19 protein-coding genes are annotated in these 19,437 nt (G+C 41.5%); 1 reads left to right on the forward strand and 18 read right to left on the reverse strand.

Features of this window, described 5'->3' with window-relative positions; genetic code table 11:
* Positions 1 to 510: 510 nt before the first annotated feature.
* Positions 511 to 1,587 (forward strand): M24 family metallopeptidase, encoded by a 1,077-nt coding sequence (locus tag K0R93_RS12385; protein WP_300301737.1) that lies wholly within the window; start codon positions 511 to 513, stop codon positions 1,585 to 1,587.
* A gap of 31 nt (positions 1,588 to 1,618) precedes the next feature.
* Here the strand turns inward: K0R93_RS12385 and K0R93_RS12390 are convergent, their stop codons facing one another.
* The 18 genes from K0R93_RS12390 to K0R93_RS12475 all read right to left on the reverse strand — a co-directional run bounded on the left by K0R93_RS12390 (position 1,619) and on the right by K0R93_RS12475 (position 19,428).
* Positions 1,619 to 3,805, reverse strand: a complete 2,187-nt coding sequence (locus K0R93_RS12390) for a DNA topoisomerase III (RefSeq protein ID WP_300301740.1) — start codon at positions 3,803 to 3,805, stop codon at positions 1,619 to 1,621.
* A 114-nt stretch (positions 3,806 to 3,919) separates the two neighbouring features.
* Positions 3,920 to 4,645 (reverse strand): glucosamine-6-phosphate deaminase, encoded by a 726-nt coding sequence (gene nagB, locus K0R93_RS12395; protein WP_300301743.1) that lies wholly within the window; start codon positions 4,643 to 4,645, stop codon positions 3,920 to 3,922.
* Positions 4,617 to 5,795, reverse strand: a complete 1,179-nt coding sequence (gene nagA / locus K0R93_RS12400) for an N-acetylglucosamine-6-phosphate deacetylase (RefSeq protein WP_300301745.1) — start codon at positions 5,793 to 5,795, stop codon at positions 4,617 to 4,619. The genes nagB (K0R93_RS12395) and nagA overlap by 29 nt, the downstream gene beginning before the upstream one ends.
* Positions 5,796 to 5,863: 68 nt before the next feature.
* Complete coding sequence (locus tag K0R93_RS12405) at positions 5,864 to 6,952, reverse strand: DUF871 domain-containing protein (RefSeq protein WP_300301747.1); 1,089 nt, start codon at positions 6,950 to 6,952, stop codon at positions 5,864 to 5,866.
* 42 nt (positions 6,953 to 6,994) lie between these two features.
* On the reverse strand, positions 6,995 to 7,303 hold the full coding sequence (locus tag K0R93_RS12410) for a PTS lactose/cellobiose transporter subunit IIA (protein ID WP_300301749.1): 309 nt from the start codon (positions 7,301 to 7,303) through the stop codon (positions 6,995 to 6,997).
* 55 nt (positions 7,304 to 7,358) lie between these two features.
* Entirely contained in the window at positions 7,359 to 7,982 is a 624-nt protein-coding gene (locus K0R93_RS12415) for a PTS transporter subunit EIIC (protein WP_300301751.1), read from the reverse strand.
* Complete coding sequence (locus tag K0R93_RS12420; protein WP_300301753.1) at positions 7,975 to 8,145, reverse strand: hypothetical protein; 171 nt, start codon at positions 8,143 to 8,145, stop codon at positions 7,975 to 7,977. The genes K0R93_RS12415 and K0R93_RS12420 overlap by 8 nt, the downstream gene beginning before the upstream one ends.
* 252 nt (positions 8,146 to 8,397) lie before the next feature.
* Positions 8,398 to 8,661 carry an HPr family phosphocarrier protein gene (locus K0R93_RS12425; protein WP_300301755.1) on the reverse strand — a complete coding sequence of 88 codons (264 nt, stop codon included), beginning with the start codon at positions 8,659 to 8,661 and terminating at the stop codon, positions 8,398 to 8,400.
* 44 nt (positions 8,662 to 8,705) lie between these two features.
* The gene (locus K0R93_RS12430) at positions 8,706 to 9,191 is read right to left on the reverse strand and encodes a PTS sugar transporter subunit IIA (RefSeq protein ID WP_300301758.1); all 486 of its coding nucleotides are present in this window, start codon (positions 9,189 to 9,191) and stop codon (positions 8,706 to 8,708) included.
* Positions 9,192 to 9,244: 53 nt separating this feature from the next.
* Complete coding sequence (gene nagB, locus K0R93_RS12435; RefSeq protein ID WP_300301760.1) at positions 9,245 to 10,009, reverse strand: glucosamine-6-phosphate deaminase; 765 nt, start codon at positions 10,007 to 10,009, stop codon at positions 9,245 to 9,247.
* A gap of 106 nt (positions 10,010 to 10,115) precedes the next feature.
* Positions 10,116 to 11,522 (reverse strand): N-acetylglucosamine-specific PTS transporter subunit IIBC, encoded by a 1,407-nt coding sequence (nagE, locus tag K0R93_RS12440; protein WP_300301762.1) that lies wholly within the window; start codon positions 11,520 to 11,522, stop codon positions 10,116 to 10,118.
* Positions 11,523 to 11,868: 346 nt separating this feature from the next.
* Positions 11,869 to 12,726, reverse strand: coding sequence for a PRD domain-containing protein (locus K0R93_RS12445; RefSeq protein WP_300301764.1), 858 nt, complete (start codon positions 12,724 to 12,726; stop codon positions 11,869 to 11,871).
* Between the two features lie 313 nt (positions 12,727 to 13,039).
* Positions 13,040 to 13,801, reverse strand: a complete 762-nt coding sequence (gene kduD, locus K0R93_RS12450) for a 2-dehydro-3-deoxy-D-gluconate 5-dehydrogenase KduD (protein WP_300301767.1) — start codon at positions 13,799 to 13,801, stop codon at positions 13,040 to 13,042.
* Positions 13,802 to 13,820: 19 nt separating this feature from the next.
* Positions 13,821 to 14,663, reverse strand: a complete 843-nt coding sequence (gene kduI / locus K0R93_RS12455; RefSeq protein ID WP_300301770.1) for a 5-dehydro-4-deoxy-D-glucuronate isomerase — start codon at positions 14,661 to 14,663, stop codon at positions 13,821 to 13,823.
* Positions 14,664 to 14,709: 46 nt separating this feature from the next.
* Positions 14,710 to 15,396, reverse strand: a complete 687-nt coding sequence (locus K0R93_RS12460) for a GntR family transcriptional regulator (protein ID WP_300301772.1) — start codon at positions 15,394 to 15,396, stop codon at positions 14,710 to 14,712.
* A 295-nt stretch (positions 15,397 to 15,691) separates the two neighbouring features.
* Entirely contained in the window at positions 15,692 to 16,513 is an 822-nt protein-coding gene (locus tag K0R93_RS12465) for an undecaprenyl-diphosphate phosphatase (protein ID WP_300301775.1), read from the reverse strand.
* Positions 16,514 to 16,664: 151 nt separating this feature from the next.
* Positions 16,665 to 18,560 (reverse strand): ABC-F family ATP-binding cassette domain-containing protein, encoded by a 1,896-nt coding sequence (locus K0R93_RS12470; RefSeq protein ID WP_300301777.1) that lies wholly within the window; start codon positions 18,558 to 18,560, stop codon positions 16,665 to 16,667.
* Positions 18,561 to 18,657: 97 nt separating this feature from the next.
* Entirely contained in the window at positions 18,658 to 19,428 is a 771-nt protein-coding gene (locus K0R93_RS12475; protein WP_300301779.1) for a dienelactone hydrolase family protein, read from the reverse strand.
* Positions 19,429 to 19,437: the final 9 nt, after the last annotated feature.

Below are 19,437 nucleotides of genomic sequence, written 5' to 3' on the forward strand. Positions count from 1 at the left end.
TGCTCAAAAATATACCACTGAAAAGTTTGTTTTCCCTCAAGATAGATCTGTATCCAGCTAACTTGCTAACCGCTAACGACTAACTTGCTTATAGACGCAAAAAAGCCGTGCAGAGCACGGCATCTATAGCAAGTAAAGTTATACAGACCTATGTAGGGGTTAAAAAATCCAGCATAGGCTTGATGAGATTGGCTATTTCGTGTTCTTTATCTAACGTCATCTCAAGGTACAACAAATAGACCTGCTTAAACAGGTGTTTTTTGCTTTTCCTCAAGATTAACTATGCAATTTGTTAGATAAGAACACTCGCACTCATCAAATAAGCCCCTTTTTTTCTTAATTACCTATATTTTACACCAATCAAATAGGATTATCAATGTATTTTATTCCTATATTCCTAATATGTGCAATCATCTTTGCATTCATTCTTGTAAAAGTCTATCAAGAAGGAAATAATTGTATCCATATAGAATACCTATATTCATCATCAAATATAGAGGAGTGAAGGTTGTGGAAATTCTTCGGTTGGCAAAGGTTTTAACAAAAATGGAGGAAAGTAATATTCCCCAGATGATTATCTCTGATCCTGCATCTATATTTTACCTTACGGGTAAGTGGATTCATCCTGGCAAGAGAATGCTGGCACTTTACCTGAATACCCGAGGCAATCACAAGCTGTTCATCAACGAATTATTCCCAGTGTCTGAAGATCTAGGTGTTGAAAAAGTTTGGTTCAAAGATACCGACGAGCCTATACAGCTTTTATCTGGTTATGTAGATAAAGACAAACCCATGGGCATCGATAAAAACTGGCCTGCAAAATTCTTACTCAGGCTCATGGAACTCGGGGGTGGCAGCTCCTTTATAAACAGCTCCCCTATCATAGATCAAATCCGAATGTCCAAGGATGCAAAAGAGATTCCATTGATGGAGGAGGCCTCCAAAATAAACGACCAAGCCATGGAGCGAATGGTAAATCTCATCCTTAATAAGTATACAGAAAAGCATCTAAGTCAGCTGCTCCCAGGGATCTATGAAGATTTAGGGGGAGAAGGTCCTTCCTTTGACCCTATTGTTGCATACGGTGCCAACTGCGCCAATCCCCATCATGAACCTGATTATTTCCAACTTAAAGAGGGTGACAGCATCATCCTCGATATTGGCTGTAAAAAAGCTTCCTACTGTGCAGATATGACTCGGACAGTGTTTTATAAATCTGTGTCTGACAAGGCTAGGGAAGTATATCATATCGTAAAGGATGCCAACGAAAGGGCTATTGCCGCCGTAAAACCGGGTGTAAGATTCTGTGATATCGATCATGCTGCTAGAAGCTATATCGAGGAAAAAGGCTATGGACAGTTTTTCACCCACAGAACAGGTCATTCTATTGGCATCGAGGTTCATGATTTTGGTGATGTATCTTCCATAAATACAGACCTCCTTACGCCTGGCATGATCTTTTCCATCGAGCCAGGAATTTATCTTCCAGGAGAATTCGGCGTAAGAATCGAGGATTTGGTATTGGTGACAGAAGATGGCTGCAAAGTGCTGAACAGTTATCCTAAAGACTTGATAGTTATAGAATAAACAAGGTTGCCAATTGGCAACCTTGTTTATTCTATAGCTTCAGCTTTGCCAGTGCATCGGCCAAGGCTGTATTGATAGGCTCTTCTTTACCTTTCTTTTGCTCGTTGAGATACTTTGATACATCTCTCTTGGAAACCTTGTTTTTATCCTGCTTTTTCCTTTCATTAAAGGCCGACAGCTTTTCCTTATGCCCACAGCCGCACACAAAGATCTGCCCTTCTCCTTCACCTCGGAGCTCCAGCTTCTTATGACAGTTTGGACAGCGGGCATTGGTTACCTTGGCAACACTTTTACGGTGACCGCACTCTCGATCTTGGCAAACCAGCATTTTTCCTTTTTTCCCTTTGACCTCCAGCATATACTTTCCACATTCTGGACATCTATTCCTTGTGAGGTTGTCATGTTTAAAGGTTTCTTCGCTGTTCTTTATTTCGCTCACTACACTTTTTGCATAGCCTCTCATCTCTTGGATAAATGCGTTTCTATTCAAGGTGCCCTTGGCAATGGCACCCAGCTTTTGCTCCCATTGGGCTGTCAATGCCGGAGATTTTAAATCCTCTGGTACCAATTCCAAGAGCTGCCTTCCTTTGGAAGTGACAAAAATATCCTTGCCCTTCTTTTCAATCAGAAAGCTATTAAACAGCTTTTCAATAATATCTGCCCTGGTAGCTACAGTACCCAGCCCTCCTGTTTCACCCATGGTCCTAATCAAATCTTTAGGTTCATTGGCCATATATTTTGCAGGGTTTTCCATGGCTGAGAGCAAGGTTCCTTCATTAAATGGTGCCGGTGGCTTCGTCTCCCCTTTGGTTTGGGTAATGGATAGGATTTTCAAGCTATCTCCTTTGCTCACCCGGGGCAGGGTCTGCTCCGAAAGATGGTCTTGTTCTTCCTCATCATCATAGTGCCCGCTGTAAACCTCCTTCCACCCAAGTGAAATCACCATTTTCCCTTTGGCTATAAACATTTCACTGCCAATTTGAGCCTTTATGGTTGTCTGCTCATACTCGAAGGGTGAAGATAATACAGCCAGGAACCGTTTCACCACCAAATCATAGATTTTCCGTTCTCTATCATTGAGATCTCCTAGGAACACAGGCTGTTCTGTGGGGATAATGGCATGGTGATCAGATACCTTACTATTGTCTACAAAGCCTTTGCTGCCTTGTAGGGTTGTTCTCAAAAGCTTTCCAGCACTTCCTGCGTAAGGGCCGACACCACAGGCCTTTACCCGATCTCTCAAGGTTTCTACCATGTCTGTGGAGATATATCTTGAATCCGTCCTTGGATAGGTCAATACCTTATGGCGCTCGTACAGGCTTTGCATAATCGACAGGGTTTCCTTGGCGGAATAATTGAAGATTCGATTGGCATCTCGCTGAAGCTCTGTTAAATCATAGAGCTGGGGCGCATAGTTCTTTTTATAAGCCTTATCGATATCTATAATCTTTCCATCTTGGTTTTGCAGGGAACGAATGATCTGGTCACATTTTTCCTTGTCAAAGGTTTTTATATCCTTGGTCTTGGCATCCTGCCAAGTAAGCTTTAGCTCTCTGGCAGCTGCAGTAATCCCATAAAAGCTTTTCGGCACAAATTTTTTTATTTCCTCTTCTCGCTTCGCAATGATAGCCAGGGTAGGGGTTTGTACCCTGCCGCAGGATAGTTGGGCATTGTACTGGCAGGTCAGCGCTCGGGTTGCATTGATTCCCACAATCCAGTCAGCTTCCGCCCGGGCCACTGCCGATGCATAAAGATTTTCGTAGACCTTGCCATCCTTTAAGTTTCGAAATCCTTCCTGAATCGCCTTATCTGTAACGGAGGATATCCAAAGGCGCTTGATAGGCTTTCTGACATGGGCTTTTTCCAAAATCCATCTCCCTACCAGCTCCCCTTCCCGGCCAGCATCGGTGGCAATAACAATCTGGCTTACATCCTTTCGGTTCAATTGCTCCTTCACCGCATGAAATTGTTTGCCGCTTTGCTTGATTACCACTAGCTTTAGATGCTCTGGCAGCATAGGTAGATCCTCAATCCTCCAGGTTTTGTATCGATCTTCATACTCCTCAGGGTCAGCTAAAGTTACTAAATGTCCTAGGGCCCACGTAACAATATATTTGTCACCCTCTAAATAGCCATTGCCCTTTTTACTGCAATGCAAAATCCTTGCCAAATCCCTTCCCACAGAAGGCTTCTCGGCCAGTACCAAAGTTTTACTCATATCAACATTCCTTTCCGAATCACTATCCTTCATAGTATAACACATTTTCCTAGGAACTTTTCAAAGATGGTAACGGACAACAAAAAAACTGCCATGATTTGGGCAGTTCCTATACTAAAGAAGTTCCGCGGCAGCTTCGTCTAGGATAACTGTGGCATCCTGGTGGAGCTGTAGTATGGAGGCAGGTAGTTCCGGGGTGATGTTTCCACGGATCATGGCATGGATGGTCTTGGCTTTTTCAGCTCCGCTAGCCAGCAGGATGATTTTTTTGGAATGCATGATGGTTTTAATACCCATGCTGATGGCCTTATGAGGAACATCGTTGGGATTATCAAAAAATCTGGCATTGGCGTCTATGGTATCTTGATCTAAGGTCACGAGATGCGTAACCGCCTCAAACTTCACATCGGGTTCATTAAAGCCAATATGCCCATTGCGCCCTATCCCCAGCAGTTGAAAGTCAATTCCACCCTTTTTTTTGATTTCTTCTTCATATCTTTCGCATTCTCCTTCAATATCTTCTGTGATCCCGTTGGGTATGTGGATATTCTGGTTCTGTATATTGATATGCCGAAATAAATGCTCATTCATAAAGTAATAGTAGCTTTGCTCATTGGTTCTTGAAAGGCCATGGTATTCGTCCAGGTTAAAGGTTACAATCTCTTCGAAATCAATGATTCCTTCTTGATACATCCGAACTAGCTCCTTGTAGGTACCAATGGGCGTCGACCCTGTAGCCAATCCAAGAACACTGTTGGACTTCAGTAAAATCTGCCCTGCCAAAATACTGGCAGCCTTTTTACTGAGCTCATCATAATCTTTCGCAACAATGATTCGCATCTTCCTTCTCCCTCCTGAAACACACTTGCCCTTCAACAATGGTGGTCAATACTTCAAAATCCTTATTGAAAATAATGATATCTGCATCCTTTCCAACGGCTATGCTTCCTTTTTGATCTTCTATTCCCAGGAGCTTCGCAGGATTTAGACTAGCCATATGAATGATTTCAGACAGATCACAATCTGTGTTTTCAAGAAAATTTTTCACAGCATGATTCATGGTCAAAATACTGCCCGCAAGGGTTCCATCTGCTAAACGAACAGCCTGATCGTCCACATTTACTGTCTGCCCTCCCAAATCATAGGTACCACACTTCAGACATGCAGCCCGCATGGCATCTGTAATTAAGATGATTCTATCTGTTCCTTTCACCTTCCCTAAAATACTATAGATGCCTGGATGTATGTGAATATTGTCTGCAATGATCTCACAAAATATATCGCTTTTCAAAATGGCACCTACTACACCGGGATTTCTGTGGTGGAAACCTGTCATAGCATTGAACAAGTGGGTTGCACTACGTATCCCCACCTTGATGGCTTCCATGGCTTCCTCAAAGGTAGCATTGGAATGGCCAATGGATAATACGACCTGGGGATGGGCCTTCATCTGATGTATAAACTTGTGCCCCTCATCCTGCTCTGGCGCCAAGGTGATGACACGGATTACGTCTAAGTATTCTGCAATCAAGCTATAGTCTGGCTTCAAGATATAGACCTCATTGTGGGCTCCTTTTCGTTCAGGATGAATAAACGGCCCTTCCATATGGGCGCCCAAAACCCGTGCCCCCCTGCCATTTCTCTCCATACTGCGCCTGATATTCTCTAAAGCCTTATGGATTCTTTCCTTGGCCATGGTCATAGTGGCTGGCAAAAAACCCGTTACACCCCTTTCACATATGCCCATGCTGATATGGTCAATGGCATCTTCCTCTTCGTCCATGGCATCAAAGCCACCTGCCCCATGGATATGAATATCGATAAAACCTGGCGAGACATAGTTTCCCCTTGCATCCAACCACTCTAACTCCTCTTTTGGGTCCACTGCATCTACCATTCCAAGAATTTTTTCATCGTAAAGAAGGACCTTTCCGTCCAGTATTTCGTCTTTTAAAATGATGCGACCGTTCTTTATTGCTTTCTTTGTCATAAATTCTCCACCTTTGCCAACCTTCTTTTTTATCCTTGCGGAACAGCCATGGCTGTTCCCTACACAATTTACTTCTTCACAGCAAATTTGAACTTATGCCACGGTTCTATCTTATCAATCAGATAGATTTCCTCCTCAGCAATTCTGCCTACCACATTGGTTTTTCCACTATTCTCCATATCCTTCAATGCCACCTGCAGCTCTCCTGCATAGCGGTCATACAAGGAGCTTTCAATCAGTATATCCCCTCTGCGAATCGATTTTATATGGGCAGCCTCAAAGTGATGGTTTTTATATTTTACCCTGCTTTGGGTGGAACGTATCATATAGTCGGATACATCCCCCCGATTAAAATGAACCTCATCTAAAATAATCTTTCTCTCAATATTTGAAATCCCCTCTGTCAACACTGCTCTTAATGTGAGCATCTCCTTATTTAATTCACTTAACGTCCTTAACTCGTCTTCCGAGGCAAAGGCATTGGCAATGATTACATCATCAATCAAGCCTGTATGAAATAGGTCTTTTGCCTGTACTTCAATAGGCAAATTTCTATGTTCTTCTAAAGTGCACAGTCCCTCATTCAGGGGCCACGGGCCAAAAGCTGCTTCTTTTGAAGATACAAAGGCAGCCGTTCGTATACCATAATCCTTGAATTGTTTCGAGCATTTCATGAAGTGCTTTCTGGAAAGCCCCGTATATCGGTGAGGATAGAAGTTATGACATCCAATAATATGTTCCTTATTCGGATGATAGGTTAAGATATTATCAACATACTTTGTTCCGCTGCTCATGTTTAGCTCTATTTTTAAGCCATAGGGATTGAAGGTCATGATACTTTCCTCCATTCCGCTAAAGCCAAGGTCCAATCTTATTCCTGAAACACCCAGGTCCTTAAAAAACTTTAAATCTCTATAGGATATGCTAAAATCTTCAAAAACCACAGGGCTCACATCGGCAATGATCTCCATACCTAAAGAACGTCCATGACCCATGATTTCCTGGAACTCCTTTAAAACCTGCTCTTTATTTCCTTTTACAGAAATCAGACAGGTAAAAACTCTGGCAAAACCATATTGGGCTGCTAAGGATAGATATTCTTTGTGTTCTTCCACGGCAGCCTGCTCAGGATATATAGAAATACCCAATTGTCTCATGCCCATCCCCCCAAGATTTTTATCGGTATCAACCATTTCCACCTATTTATCCATATGCTTATAAAGGTCTACAAATTCCGTTGCCAAATCCCGCAGAACGATGGCATTCATTAAATGATCCTGGGCATGAACCAATAACAAGGATATCTCTACGCTTTTTCCTTGGGCCTCTGCCTGTATCAGCTTTGTCTGCTCACCATGGGCCAAGTCTAGTTTACGATTGGCATCCTCCAAGCATGCGGAAGCTTGGGTAAAGTTTCCTTGCTTTGCATGGGCAATGGCCTCCATACTGGAACTCCTGGCTTCTCCGCTGTGTGAAATAATCGTAAAAATTGTTACTTCAAAATCCATACTGATTCGCTCCTCATCCATGATAGTTTAGAAAACTCATGTTAATTTTAAATTCTCATGTTATACTGTATTTCCTTCTTAATGCTTCAAGGACAGGAAGATAAAGGGCATTCATGATAGGGTCCATAATATTGCCCCCATGTAATCCGAAGAACCAGAAAAGGTTGATGAGTATTACCGCCGCCATGGCTGACCCTACCCCTTGACTAAATCCTTGGAGAGGCTTTTGAATAAGGTTAAAGATAAGATCATATAAACTATTGCCTCCCAGTTTGGTGATCAAGTATCCCAAAATGCCAAATACATATAAGGCAATAACACCAGGTATGACAGCTGCAAAGGCTCTCCCTACTGCCGGCGGAACGTTTTCCGGCATTTTAATCACAAGATTCTTTTTCATTAACTTTACAAAAATCTCCGTAGCAATAAGGGCAATAATAATACCTGTAAATAGTCCCGTTGCATTTAAATATCCCCAATGGATGTATCCCCAGCCAGCCTCTCCATGGGCTTGAGGTGTTACGGCGATAAATGCACCTATGGAGATCAATCCAGCCGCTAAGCCATCGGAGTCATAGCTCTTTGCTAGGTTATATCCAATGGAAAATACAACGAGTAATGTCATGATGGCGAAAGTTCCCCACCAGATGTTTCCATTGATACCCGATAAATCACCCAAACCTGGCACCAATTCTAGATGCGATGGGTACAAAGTGTCTTTCCATACTCACACTGGTACGGTCTATATGGAGAACTTCGCTGATTTCAAAAGCAGAGATCCCCCTCTTCATTTTCACTTCTAATTCTTCCAGCATTTTATATACCTTGTCTATCTTTTTCATCCTATCCCCCCTTGCATGAAATGTTACGAAGATGTGCCAACAGATCAGGGTCGAAGTCGTAGGGGTCGCATAGTATGCGACCCGAAAAAACAGCCTAGACCCAAGGCGGGTTGCATGCTATGCAACCCCTACAATTTTCAGATCCAATCTTAATTTTCTGCCTAACAAATTCCTACCCTATATCAATATATAGAATGAGGTATACCAAATATTCATTTATTTCGGTATACCTCACTTGTCAAAACCATTATTTTACGCAGAAAGCTCCTTATCAAACAACTCTTTTATTGCTTCAATCGCATGGGTTTCATCGCTGCCATCCGCTGTGATGATCAGTTCATCGCCCTTTACTGCACCCATACTTAGAATTCCCATGATACTCTTGGCATTACAGCTTCGTCCCTTTTTTTCCAGTTCAATATGAGATTGAAACTTTTCTGCCAAACGCATAAGTAGGGCGGCCGGTCTAGCGTGTAATCCTGTTTCGTGTTGTATAATCACCGTTATTTTCTCCATCGATCATTCCTCCTATTTTGTTTAAACCTCTTCGATCTGTCGTTTTACGCTTTTACTTCTACCTTTAAGATCTCACTTTCTCCCCGTTTACAAGGTCCAGCTGTCTTTGATATTTCATGGACCTTTTCCATATTGGTGATGATTATTGGCGTAATGGTGGATTTGCCTGCTGCTTCGATGTAGTCTAGATCTACTTCAATTAAAGCATCTCCAACATCTACTTTGTCTCCCACCTTTGCAATTCTTTGAAATCCTTTCCCCTTTAGCTCCACGGTATCAATACCGATATGGATAAGCACCTCGGCCCCTTCACTGGTTTCAATGCCTACTGCATGGTTTGTGTCGAAGATTTGTACCACTTTCCCACTGCAGGGTGATACAACCAAACCATTGGATGGTTTGATGGCAGCCCCGTCTCCCAACATCTTCTGCGAAAAAACCGCATCGGGTACTTCTTGTAGAGAAATCACTTCACCATCCATAGGTGCTATTATCGTCATGATCTTATTTTTCTTTAAAAATCCAAACATTTTCATCCTCCTTTACAAACGCTAGTTTCCCTTTATTTATTTTGAAACCGCTGTTAGACGGCGAATTCTCTTGTTTGTTTTCCTTGCACAATCGTCAACAGAGAGGCTGCTTCCTTTTCAAGAACCATGGTCACATCGGGATGGAGCTGTAGAATAGAGGCAGGTAACTCAGGTGTAATTTTTCCATAGATTGCATCATAAATGGCCCGGGCTTTTTCAGCACCTGATGCCATCAATAAAATCTTCCGTGCACCCATAATCGTCTTGATCCCCATACTGATAGCCTGCTTTGGAACGTCCTCCATGGAAGGAAAAAATCTTGCATTGGCTTCTATGGTATCTTGGTCCAATTCTACCATATGGGTTCTGGCTTCGAACTTTACATCGGGTTCATTAAACCCGATATGTCCATTTCTTCCAATACCCAGAACCTGCAAATCAATTCCACCTGCGTTTTTAATTTTTTCTTCATAGTGGGTGCATTCTTCTTCTATATCTTCGCACATCCCATAGGGAAGATGGGTGCGGCTTAACTCGATATGAATATGCTTAAATAAATTTTCATGCATATAATAGGCGTAGCTTTGAGGGTTATCATGGGATAGTCTATAATACTCATCTAAGTTAAAGGTGGTTATCTTACTCGTATCCAAGCTGCCTGCTTTATATAAGTCCACCAATTCCTTATACATGCCAAGGGGCGTTTCCCCCGTTGCAAAGCCTATAACACTCTCCGGCTTGAGGATCATCTGGCTGGCAATAATATTGGCTGCTTTTTTTCCCATTTCTTTATAGTCTTTTGCAATGATGATTCTCATGTTCATCCTCCAATCTATTGAACCATACTCATATAGATGACTTTCACCTTATAGTATATCTGCATGGCGCACTCCTTACGCAGCACGCCATGCAGCATAAAATCCTTTATGCTTTTCTAGCCATTGTCTTTAAAGTGTCTTTGATCTCATCAGCAATCAGCTCCGCCTTTGTTCCTACAACCACCTGGAGATTCTTATTGTTCGGTCTTAACACCCCGGAAGCGCCCAATGCCTTCATTTCTTCGTCCTTAACAATGGATGCGTCTCTCAAGGTGATTCTCAACCGTGTAATACAAGAGTCTATTTCCACAATATTTTCCGGTCCACCCAGTTTCTCTACATATTCTCTGGCCAGTCCCCCAATTCCTTTGTCTGCAATAATTTCCGCTGCACTTCCCTCTTCATCATCCATTCTTCCTGGTGTAGGTAAATTCATAGCTTTGATGGCAAATACAAATACGAAATAATAAACTGCCATGAATGCCAAGCCTACAGGAATCAGCATCCACCCGTTTGTAGCGAATTTCATGTTGAGTACAAAGTCAATCAAACCTGCTGAAAAACCAAAACCATGTTTAATACCTAGTACGTAACATATAGCCATGGCAGCCCCTGTAAACAACGCATGAAGGGCATACAATACGGGCGCAAGGAACATGAACATAAACTCTAGTGGCTCTGTAATACCTGTCAGAAATGAGGTAAATCCAACAGAAAACAATGCACCACCTACGGCCTTTCGATTTTCAGGTTTTGCTGTTGTATAAATAGCTAGGGCAACGCCCACCAAGCCAAACATCATAATTGGATAAAAACCTGCCATAAATCCACCCGCCGTTGGATCTCCAGCAAAAAATCTGTTTAAATCCCCTGTAGCCACTGTGCCATCTACCTTTGTATACTCTCCAAATACAAACCATACGATTGTATTTAGAACATGATGCAGTCCTACTGGAATCAATAATCTATTTAAAAGTCCGAATACAAATACACCTGTTGCACCTGCACCAATAATCCACTGTCCAGCCCCATCGATGACCCCTTGAATCGGCGGCCATATGTTTCCGAATAATAAAGCCAACACAATGGTTGCCAGAGAAGTAATAATTGGAACGAAACGCCTTCCCCCAAAGAAACCTAACCACTCAGGCAGCTTGATATCATGAAACTTATTGTACATATTTCCTGCCAATACCCCTGAGATAATACCTGCCAACACACCCATATTGATGGTAGAATCAATGGTGGTTGCCCCTTTTGTCAATGTAAAATAGCCTACAGCTCCTGCCAACCCCGCTGCCCCCGCATTATCTTTTGCAAGACCTACTGCAATACCAATGGCAAATATTAATGCTAGATTTGCAAACACTGCATCTCCTGCGGCTGAAATAAACGGCATATTTAATAAGTCACCTTGACCTATTCTTAGTAAGATTGCCGCCACAGGAAGTACTGCCACGGGAAGCATCATTGCTTTCCCTAGTTTTTGGAGCTTGCCAAACAGATTACCCATAAATAAATCCCCCTTTTAAAATGGTATAAGGTAATAAGTACTTAAACCGATAATCCTTTCCTCCTTTCTACTTTTTGTATGCTTTACTAAAACAAAGGCATGAGATTATACATAGGCAGCAAACCTTCTATTGAGGTTTCACCTATCCATAAGCTCATGCCTGATTGAACAGTAACACGCTTTGTTATTTCATCCGATGGCTAACAACTCTAAGACTCCCGCTTGCACGCTGTGTAAGCGATGATCAATAAATCAAAGATTTATGATCCCTGCTTATACAAGCGGGAGACGGCGTTCAGGTGGAGTTACCTGTGCCCGCGGGTGCAAACTCCATCTGAACTGAGTCTTAGTTGATTTTTGTCCCTTTTATTCTTTCAATATGAATGGCCATATAGCCCAGTTCGCTTTCTGGAAGGGCGGCACCCTTGCTCTCTTGGATATGTCGTCCTAACTTCTGAGCAACCTTAAATGATTCTTTAAACTGTTTTTTCAGATCCTTCAAGAAAGGATTCTCAATAAATTTTCCTTCATCCAGCCTTGTAATCATTCCTTTCAGATGATTCATCAAGCGCATATAGGTTAGACCATGATCTCCTATAGGAATTGTTATTTCTGTTTGTATGATTTCTATTAATTCTTTGAGAAGCCTTGTATTCTTCATGGTTTCAGAGATTTTTTTGTTTTGCCTTGCGGAATGAAGATGAAGGGCAATGAAACCAATCTCACCCTCGCAAATATCAATATTTAGATTCTTATGTATCAACGCTGCCGCTATTTTACCCATGGCAAATTCCTCTTCATACAACATCTTGATTTCATAGAGGAACGGATTGTTAATTTCCATACCCATTTGCATTCGCTCCAGAGCAAACCCGATATGATCTGTCAACACAATGTGAATATGGGGATTCAGCTTACCCAACGTTTCCTCTGCCTTGGCAATAATCTCTTCGCTCACCCCGATGACCTTTCCATCGATTTGGTTCATCAGTTGAAAATATTCTTTTTTCATTTTTTCATCAAAGGCTAAAAACTTCTTCTCTATTTTTTCGTCGATTAGATGGATCACCATATTTTCTTTCTTTCCAAATCCGATCCCTTTGCTTACAAGGATCATCTCTTGATGACTTTCTTTCTCAAGGGCTAGGATTACATTGTTGTTTAATATTTTAATAATTTGATAATCCTGTGTTTCATTTAGCATATTCGTTAGCCCCCTTTTACATAGTAAAAAAGGCATACACCCAAATGCAGTTATTCTTTCAACTGCACTTAGGTTTATGCCTGCTTTATACAGTAACACACCTAAATGATCTTTTGTGGAACAATATTCTTATTTTCAACTAAATGCTATCATAAGTTTTATATTCTGTCAATTTGTTTTATGATTTTTTCTCTATGGGTATTCTCATTTATAGGGGAAAGGGAAGCGTATGAAAAATTACACTTCCCTTTCACTGGGTGGGATTTATACTATACTATAGAGCAACTTCCAAATTCATCTTTTCTTCAATTTATTATCTTGCCAGCCATCCGCCATCCACTGCGATTGTGTAGCCATTTATATAGTCAGCAGCAGATGATGCCAAGAATACGACTGGACCTTTCAGATCATCAGGTAATCCCCATCTTCCTGCAGGTATTCTACCAAGTATTTCTGTACTTCTTGATTCATCCGCCCTTAGGGCCGATGTATTATCGGTAGCCATATAGCCAGGTGCTATACCATTCACGTTAATATTATGTTTTGCCCACTCGTTGGCCATAAGTCTTGTGATACCCATAACCCCCGATTTTGCAGCGGTATAGGAAGGTACCCTTATACCCCCTTGATAGGAAAGCATGGATGCAATGTTAATGATCTTGCCCCCTGTATTCTGTTCAATAAATTTCTTTGCGACTGCTTGACTCAAGAAAAACACCGTTTTTACATTAATATCCATCACATCATCCCAGTCTTTTTCTGAGAAGTTGATGGCATCCTCACGTCGGATGATCCCTGCATTATTCACCAGGATATCAACCTTTCCAAAGTTGCTCATGACCGCGTCCATTACCTTTGGAATCGCATTCATTTCCATCAAGTTGGCCTGTACTTCCACAAACTTTCTTCCAAGCTTTTCTACAAGAGCCTTTGTCTCCTCTAAGTCAGTAGATCCAACCCCAACGATGTCTGCCCCTGCTTCTGCCAGGGCTAATGCCATGCCTTGTCCAAGGCCTGTTCTACAGCCTGTTACGATGGCTGTCTTTCCTTCTAGTTTAAAATTATCTAAAATCATCGCTATTCTCCTTACTTTGTTATCGTATATCACTAACTTTCACATGATCCATATCTGTAAAGGTTCTATTCTCACCTGCCATAGACCATATAAATGCATAATTGCTCGTTCCACAGCCACAGTGAATAGACCAGCTGGGCGATATAACCGCTTGCTCATTTTGTATCACAATGTTCCGCGTTTGCTGTGGCTCACCCATGAAGTGGAAAACCACATTGTCTTCAGGTAAATTGAAATACATATAGACTTCCATTCTTCTCTCATGGGTATGACATGGCATGGAATTCCATACGCAACCTGTATCCAATATGGTGCAGCCCATAGATAATTGACAGGTCTCTAATACTGCTGGGTGAATAAATTGATAAATCACACGCTTATTGGATGTTTCTACGCTTCCCATTTCTACCTTATTTGCGATATCAAGGGTAATTAGTTTCGTATCGAATTTTTTATGGGCAGGTGTAGAAGACATGTAGAACTTTGCTGGTTCTTCAGGGTTCTCGCTTTTAAGATAAATATCGTGGCATTCCTTTCCTACATATAGACCATTTAGCCTTTCCAGTCTATACTCCACTTCATCCACGATAACAGTTCCAGGGCCGCCAATATTTATAATCCCTAGCTCCCGTCGTTCAAGGAAATAGTCCACCCCAAGATCTTTTTGACAATCTATGTTTTTCTCTAGGTTTAATGTTTGGGATACAGGCATCGCTCCCATGGTAATGATTCTATCGATATGAGAGTACGTGGACAGCACATCATCTGCTTCGAAAAGCTTTTCGATCAGAAACTCTTCTCTTAGTCTCTCTGTATCGTATGTTTTTACATCTAACTGATTGGCACCATACCTTATATTCATGATTACCTCCAATAGTAAAGTATTATTCGGGGGAACCTTTATTCCCCTATTTTTGAATGAAGTAGTCCTTCAGCTCATTGTATATCTTATCTCCAAGCCTGTTGATATTCCCATGCAGATGACGATCCATTATCTCATCCAGTTTATCAACGCGCGCATTTTTGATAATTTCAAACAACTCGAAATGCTCTTCATACAATCTATCAAATTTTCCTACAGCAACAATATCTAGCATTCTAAATCTTGTATAATACACCTGAAACTCCTGAATGACCTCCCAGAGTTTTGTTTTGCCTGCAAAGTCAAATAAAATTCCATGAAATTGGCTGTCTACAGCATAGAATTCACTGGGGTCTATTTCAGGCTTACTCACGATCGCTTCCTGCTTTTTAAGATTCTCTTCCAACTTGCAAAGGATCTCATCAGGTATATTTCCTATGACTCCTTTTATGACTGTAGTTTCAAGGACATTTCGCATATAAATGATTTCCTTAATCAATTCCATATCCAACAACGTGACATAGGTACCCTTTTGAGGAACGATTTCTATAAACTTCTCGCTGCTAAGTCTTAAGAATGCCGTCTTTACAGGAGTTCTAGACACATTATATTTCTTAGAAATCTCATTTTCACTAATGAACTGCCCTGGAGCTAGTCTAAGATTAAGGATATCTTCTTTCAATGCAGCATAAATTTCTTCGCTGTTCATGCTTTTAAAATGTAAATTTGTCATGCTACCACCTACTTATCTAATTCTAATTGGAATTCCCCTCTTTTATTAAAGTCTCCAACTAAAATAATAAATCTATTCAATGCAAATAGCAAGGCTTACATTCTTGATCTCTTGAATTCTTGCATGCAAGTTTATAATGTAAGTTTAGCATACTCCAATTTCATTTGTAAAGATTCTTTTTCTAAAAATTCTGTATCCTTTTTTTATTTTATCCGCCCACGATAGTATCCATACCCAATTAATGTATAAAAAAAGATTCCCTCATTTTTGAAGAAATCTTTCAAATAGCTTTTACTTATCCAGCAATGAACTGAAAGTATCCTAGCACGATGATACCTAGTACAATTCTATAGTATCCGAACACCTTGAAATCATGCTTCTTAATATAATCCATCAAGAATTTGATGGCAAATATAGATACCACAAAGGCAACCAAAGAACCTGTCCCTAGGGCAATCCATTCCGAGCTGCTGAAGCCTAGTCCTGCTTTCATTAGCTTTAAAACACTGGCTCCCAGCATAATAGGTATGGCTAGAAAAAATGAAAACTCCGCTGCGATGTATCTTGATGTCCCTAGAAGCACTGCGCCGATGATGGTTGAACCTGATCGAGATGTCCCTGGAACCAATGCCAATATCTGAAACAGCCCTATACCGATAGCAGTCATATAGCTTAGCTGCTGAAATGAATTAATTCTAGCTCTCTTATTGAAATTTTCTATAACGATAAATGCTACACCATAGATAATCAAAGTTAAAGCTACCGTTATAGGATTATACAACAGTTCCTCTATGGCATCCTCAAATAGTACACCTACAACACCAGCTGGCACCGTAGCTACAATAATTTTAAACCAAATACTCAATGTCTCTCTTCTCTCATATGCTTTTTTACGTGGATCAAAAGGGTTTAGCTTCTTAAAGAATAGAACGATTACTGCCAAAATAGATCCAAATTGGATCACAACAAAAAATGTACTGACAAAGGTAGGAGAAAGCCTGAACTTCATCATTTCTTCCACCAAAATAAGATGGCCCGTGCTGCTCACCGGAAGCCATTCCGTAATTCCCTGGACAATTCCCAATATAATCGCCTTCAAAATCTCTATCCATTCCATGCCTATTCCCTCCAAATATTATCTTTTATTCTGCTATTACCCTACAAATTATATCAAAGTTACGATGATAAAATGACACATAATTTACTATTGGCAAAGCGTATTGTCATTGTGGATAACCCAAACCAACCACCCTAAAGTGGGCGGCTCATTATTTCTTCTCAATTTTTTCAGCCAGTTCATTGAGATACATCCATCTTTCCATTTTCTCTTCCAACTGCATTTCTAGGTCTTCCTTTTCTGCAGATAACTGTTGTAGAAGCGTATACTCCGTAACAGCATTGTTAAGCTTTTCTTCTATTTCTTGAATTTTTTCCTCAAGATTGGCAATGACATCGTCAATCTCCTCGTACTCTCGCTGCTCTTTAAAGGAAAACTTTAATGGTTTCTCCTTTACCCTCTCTACTTTACTTACAGCATCCGCTTTCTTTGCCATTGTATCCTTTTCTGATGCTTCATGTTCTACCTCATAGGCACTGCTTTCTTTATAATCGCTATAGTTACCCGTATACTGCTGGATCATTCCTTGACCTTTAAAAGCAAAAATCTTGTCTGCCATTTTATCTAAGAAATAGCGGTCATGGGAGACAGCGATCACCGCTCCTGAAAAATATTCCAGATAGTCCTCCAGAATGGTAAGGGTTTCAATATCCAAATCGTTGGTAGGTTCATCTAGCAGCAGTACATTAGGCGCTTCCATGAGGATTCTCAAGAGATGTAATCTTCTTCTTTCACCCCCGGAAAGCCTGCCAATGGGCGTCCACTGTAATCCAGGGGGAAACAAAAACCTTTCAAGCATTTGGGAGGCACTGATTCTTTCTCCATCCGCTGTCTTGACGTACTCTGCCCCTTCTCGAATATATTCAATGACCCGCAGGCTATCATCCATATGGGAGGTTTCTTGGGCGAACATACCGATCTTCACCGTTTCACCCACTTCAATCTTTCCTTGGTCTGGTTGAAGTATCCCTGCCAGTAGATTTATCAAGGTGGACTTGCCCCTTCCATTGGGACCTATAATACCTATTCGATCATTCCTTAAAACCGTATAACTAAAATCGCAGATCACTTCCTTGCCATCAAAGGCCTTAGAAATATGCTCTAACTCTATAACCTTTCTTCCTAACCGGCTGCTGGCCACAGATATCTCCAATTTCTCCTCGTCGAAATCTACGCCTGCCTCCTTTAGCTTTTCAAAACGCTCGATTCTCGCTTTTTGTTTTGTACTTCTAGCCCGGGCACCCCGTCTGATCCATGCCAGCTCATTTCGTAACAGGTTCTGCCGTTTCCTTTCTGTGGCAGCCTCTATATCCTCACGTTCTACCTTCTTCTCTAAGAAATTATTGTAATTCCCTTTATATACAAACAAATTGCCCTGATCTAACTCGATAATCTCATTGACAACCCGATCCAAAAAATATCGGTCATGGGTAATCATAAGAAGGGCCCCTTTTCTCTTATTCAGATACTGCTCCAGCCAATCAATGGTGTCATTATCCAAATGGTTCGTAGGTTCATCTAGAATCAGTAAGTCCGATGGGTTGATTAATGCTGCTGCCAAAGCAATACGCTTTCGCTGACCTCCTGATAGGGTTCCTACCTTCCCCTGAAAGTCCGTAATGCCCAGCTTTGTCAGCACTGTCTTGGCTTCGTTTTCGATACTCCAACCATTCATGGTATCCATATCATGGCTAAGCTTTATAATCATTTCATTGGGGGTGTCTGGATTCTGGATGGCTTCCTCATAGGCGCGAAGAACCTTCATCACCGCTGATTCCCCTTTAAATACCTGGGTAAGGACATTGGCTTCGGGATCGAAATAAGGGTTTTGGGACAAATATTCTATCACTACAGAACTTCCCTTCATCACCCGGCCATCATCAGGCACTTCCATTCCAGCGATGATCTTTAACAGTGTACTTTTTCCCGTGCCATTGATACCTATGACGCCAATTCTATCTCCCTCATTAATGCCTAGATTGATATGATTCAATAGTGGTTTCTCACTATAGTTTTTCGAAATATTTTCTACGTTTAAAAGATTCATGGTACTCCCTTTCCTTCTATGGGTTGATTTACTTACTTATAACATACTGCAGTGAACAATGCAAACTTTTTCAGCCCCTGCCCTATGGAAGATATTGCTACAGGTATTTTTTAAGCCATATGATGGCTTCCTCCAACATTCCTGTGGTGATATAATGATCCAATCTAGGGATTTCCTGGAGCCTTAATTTCTCAGGTGCCTCCTTATATAAAGGGGATGCCTCTTGATAGAAAACTCGCTGACAGTCGATGGGCACCGATGAATCCGCATCGCCATGGAGCATCAAAATAGGCCTTCCCCTAAGGGCTTCCTTTTGCTGCGAAGGGTCATATTGGGCAAGCATCTCTAGGTGAGATGGATCTGCCGGCGGTATTTTCCCGCTCTGCCGAAATATCTCCTCTGCCTTTGCCCAGGCACAGGAACCATTAAAATTTACCAAGCACTGTACCTGAGAATTATGAACAAATACACCCGATGCACTGAATCCCCCCATAGAGCTCCCCATGACCCCTATCCGCCGAGGATCTCCATCATGATTTTCTACGATTTCCTGGATCAGCGTCCTGGATTCCTCTACATTCTGAAGCACAACTTTCCAAAAGTACACTTCCATCATTTTGGGATCATCATATTGTATAGGATTTCTCTCTCCATGATGCAGGGCATCAGGCAGAATCACTTGATATCCATAGGTTGCAAGGGAAACCCCTCTAAATTTTTGGTACTCTTTGTTGGAGCTCCAGCCATGATAAAATATCAACGTTGGAAGTTGGTCACGACTCCCTTTGGGTCGAATCTTCAGACAAGGTATTCCTCCAATGGCGACCCGCTCTATGGCAACAAGCTCGGTCTCAAATGAACACATCATTTCCATGGT

Origin of the sequence: Anaerosolibacter sp. (assembly GCF_029240175.1) — a bacterium.
Taxonomy (GTDB): domain Bacteria; phylum Bacillota; class Clostridia; order Peptostreptococcales; family Thermotaleaceae; genus Anaerosolibacter.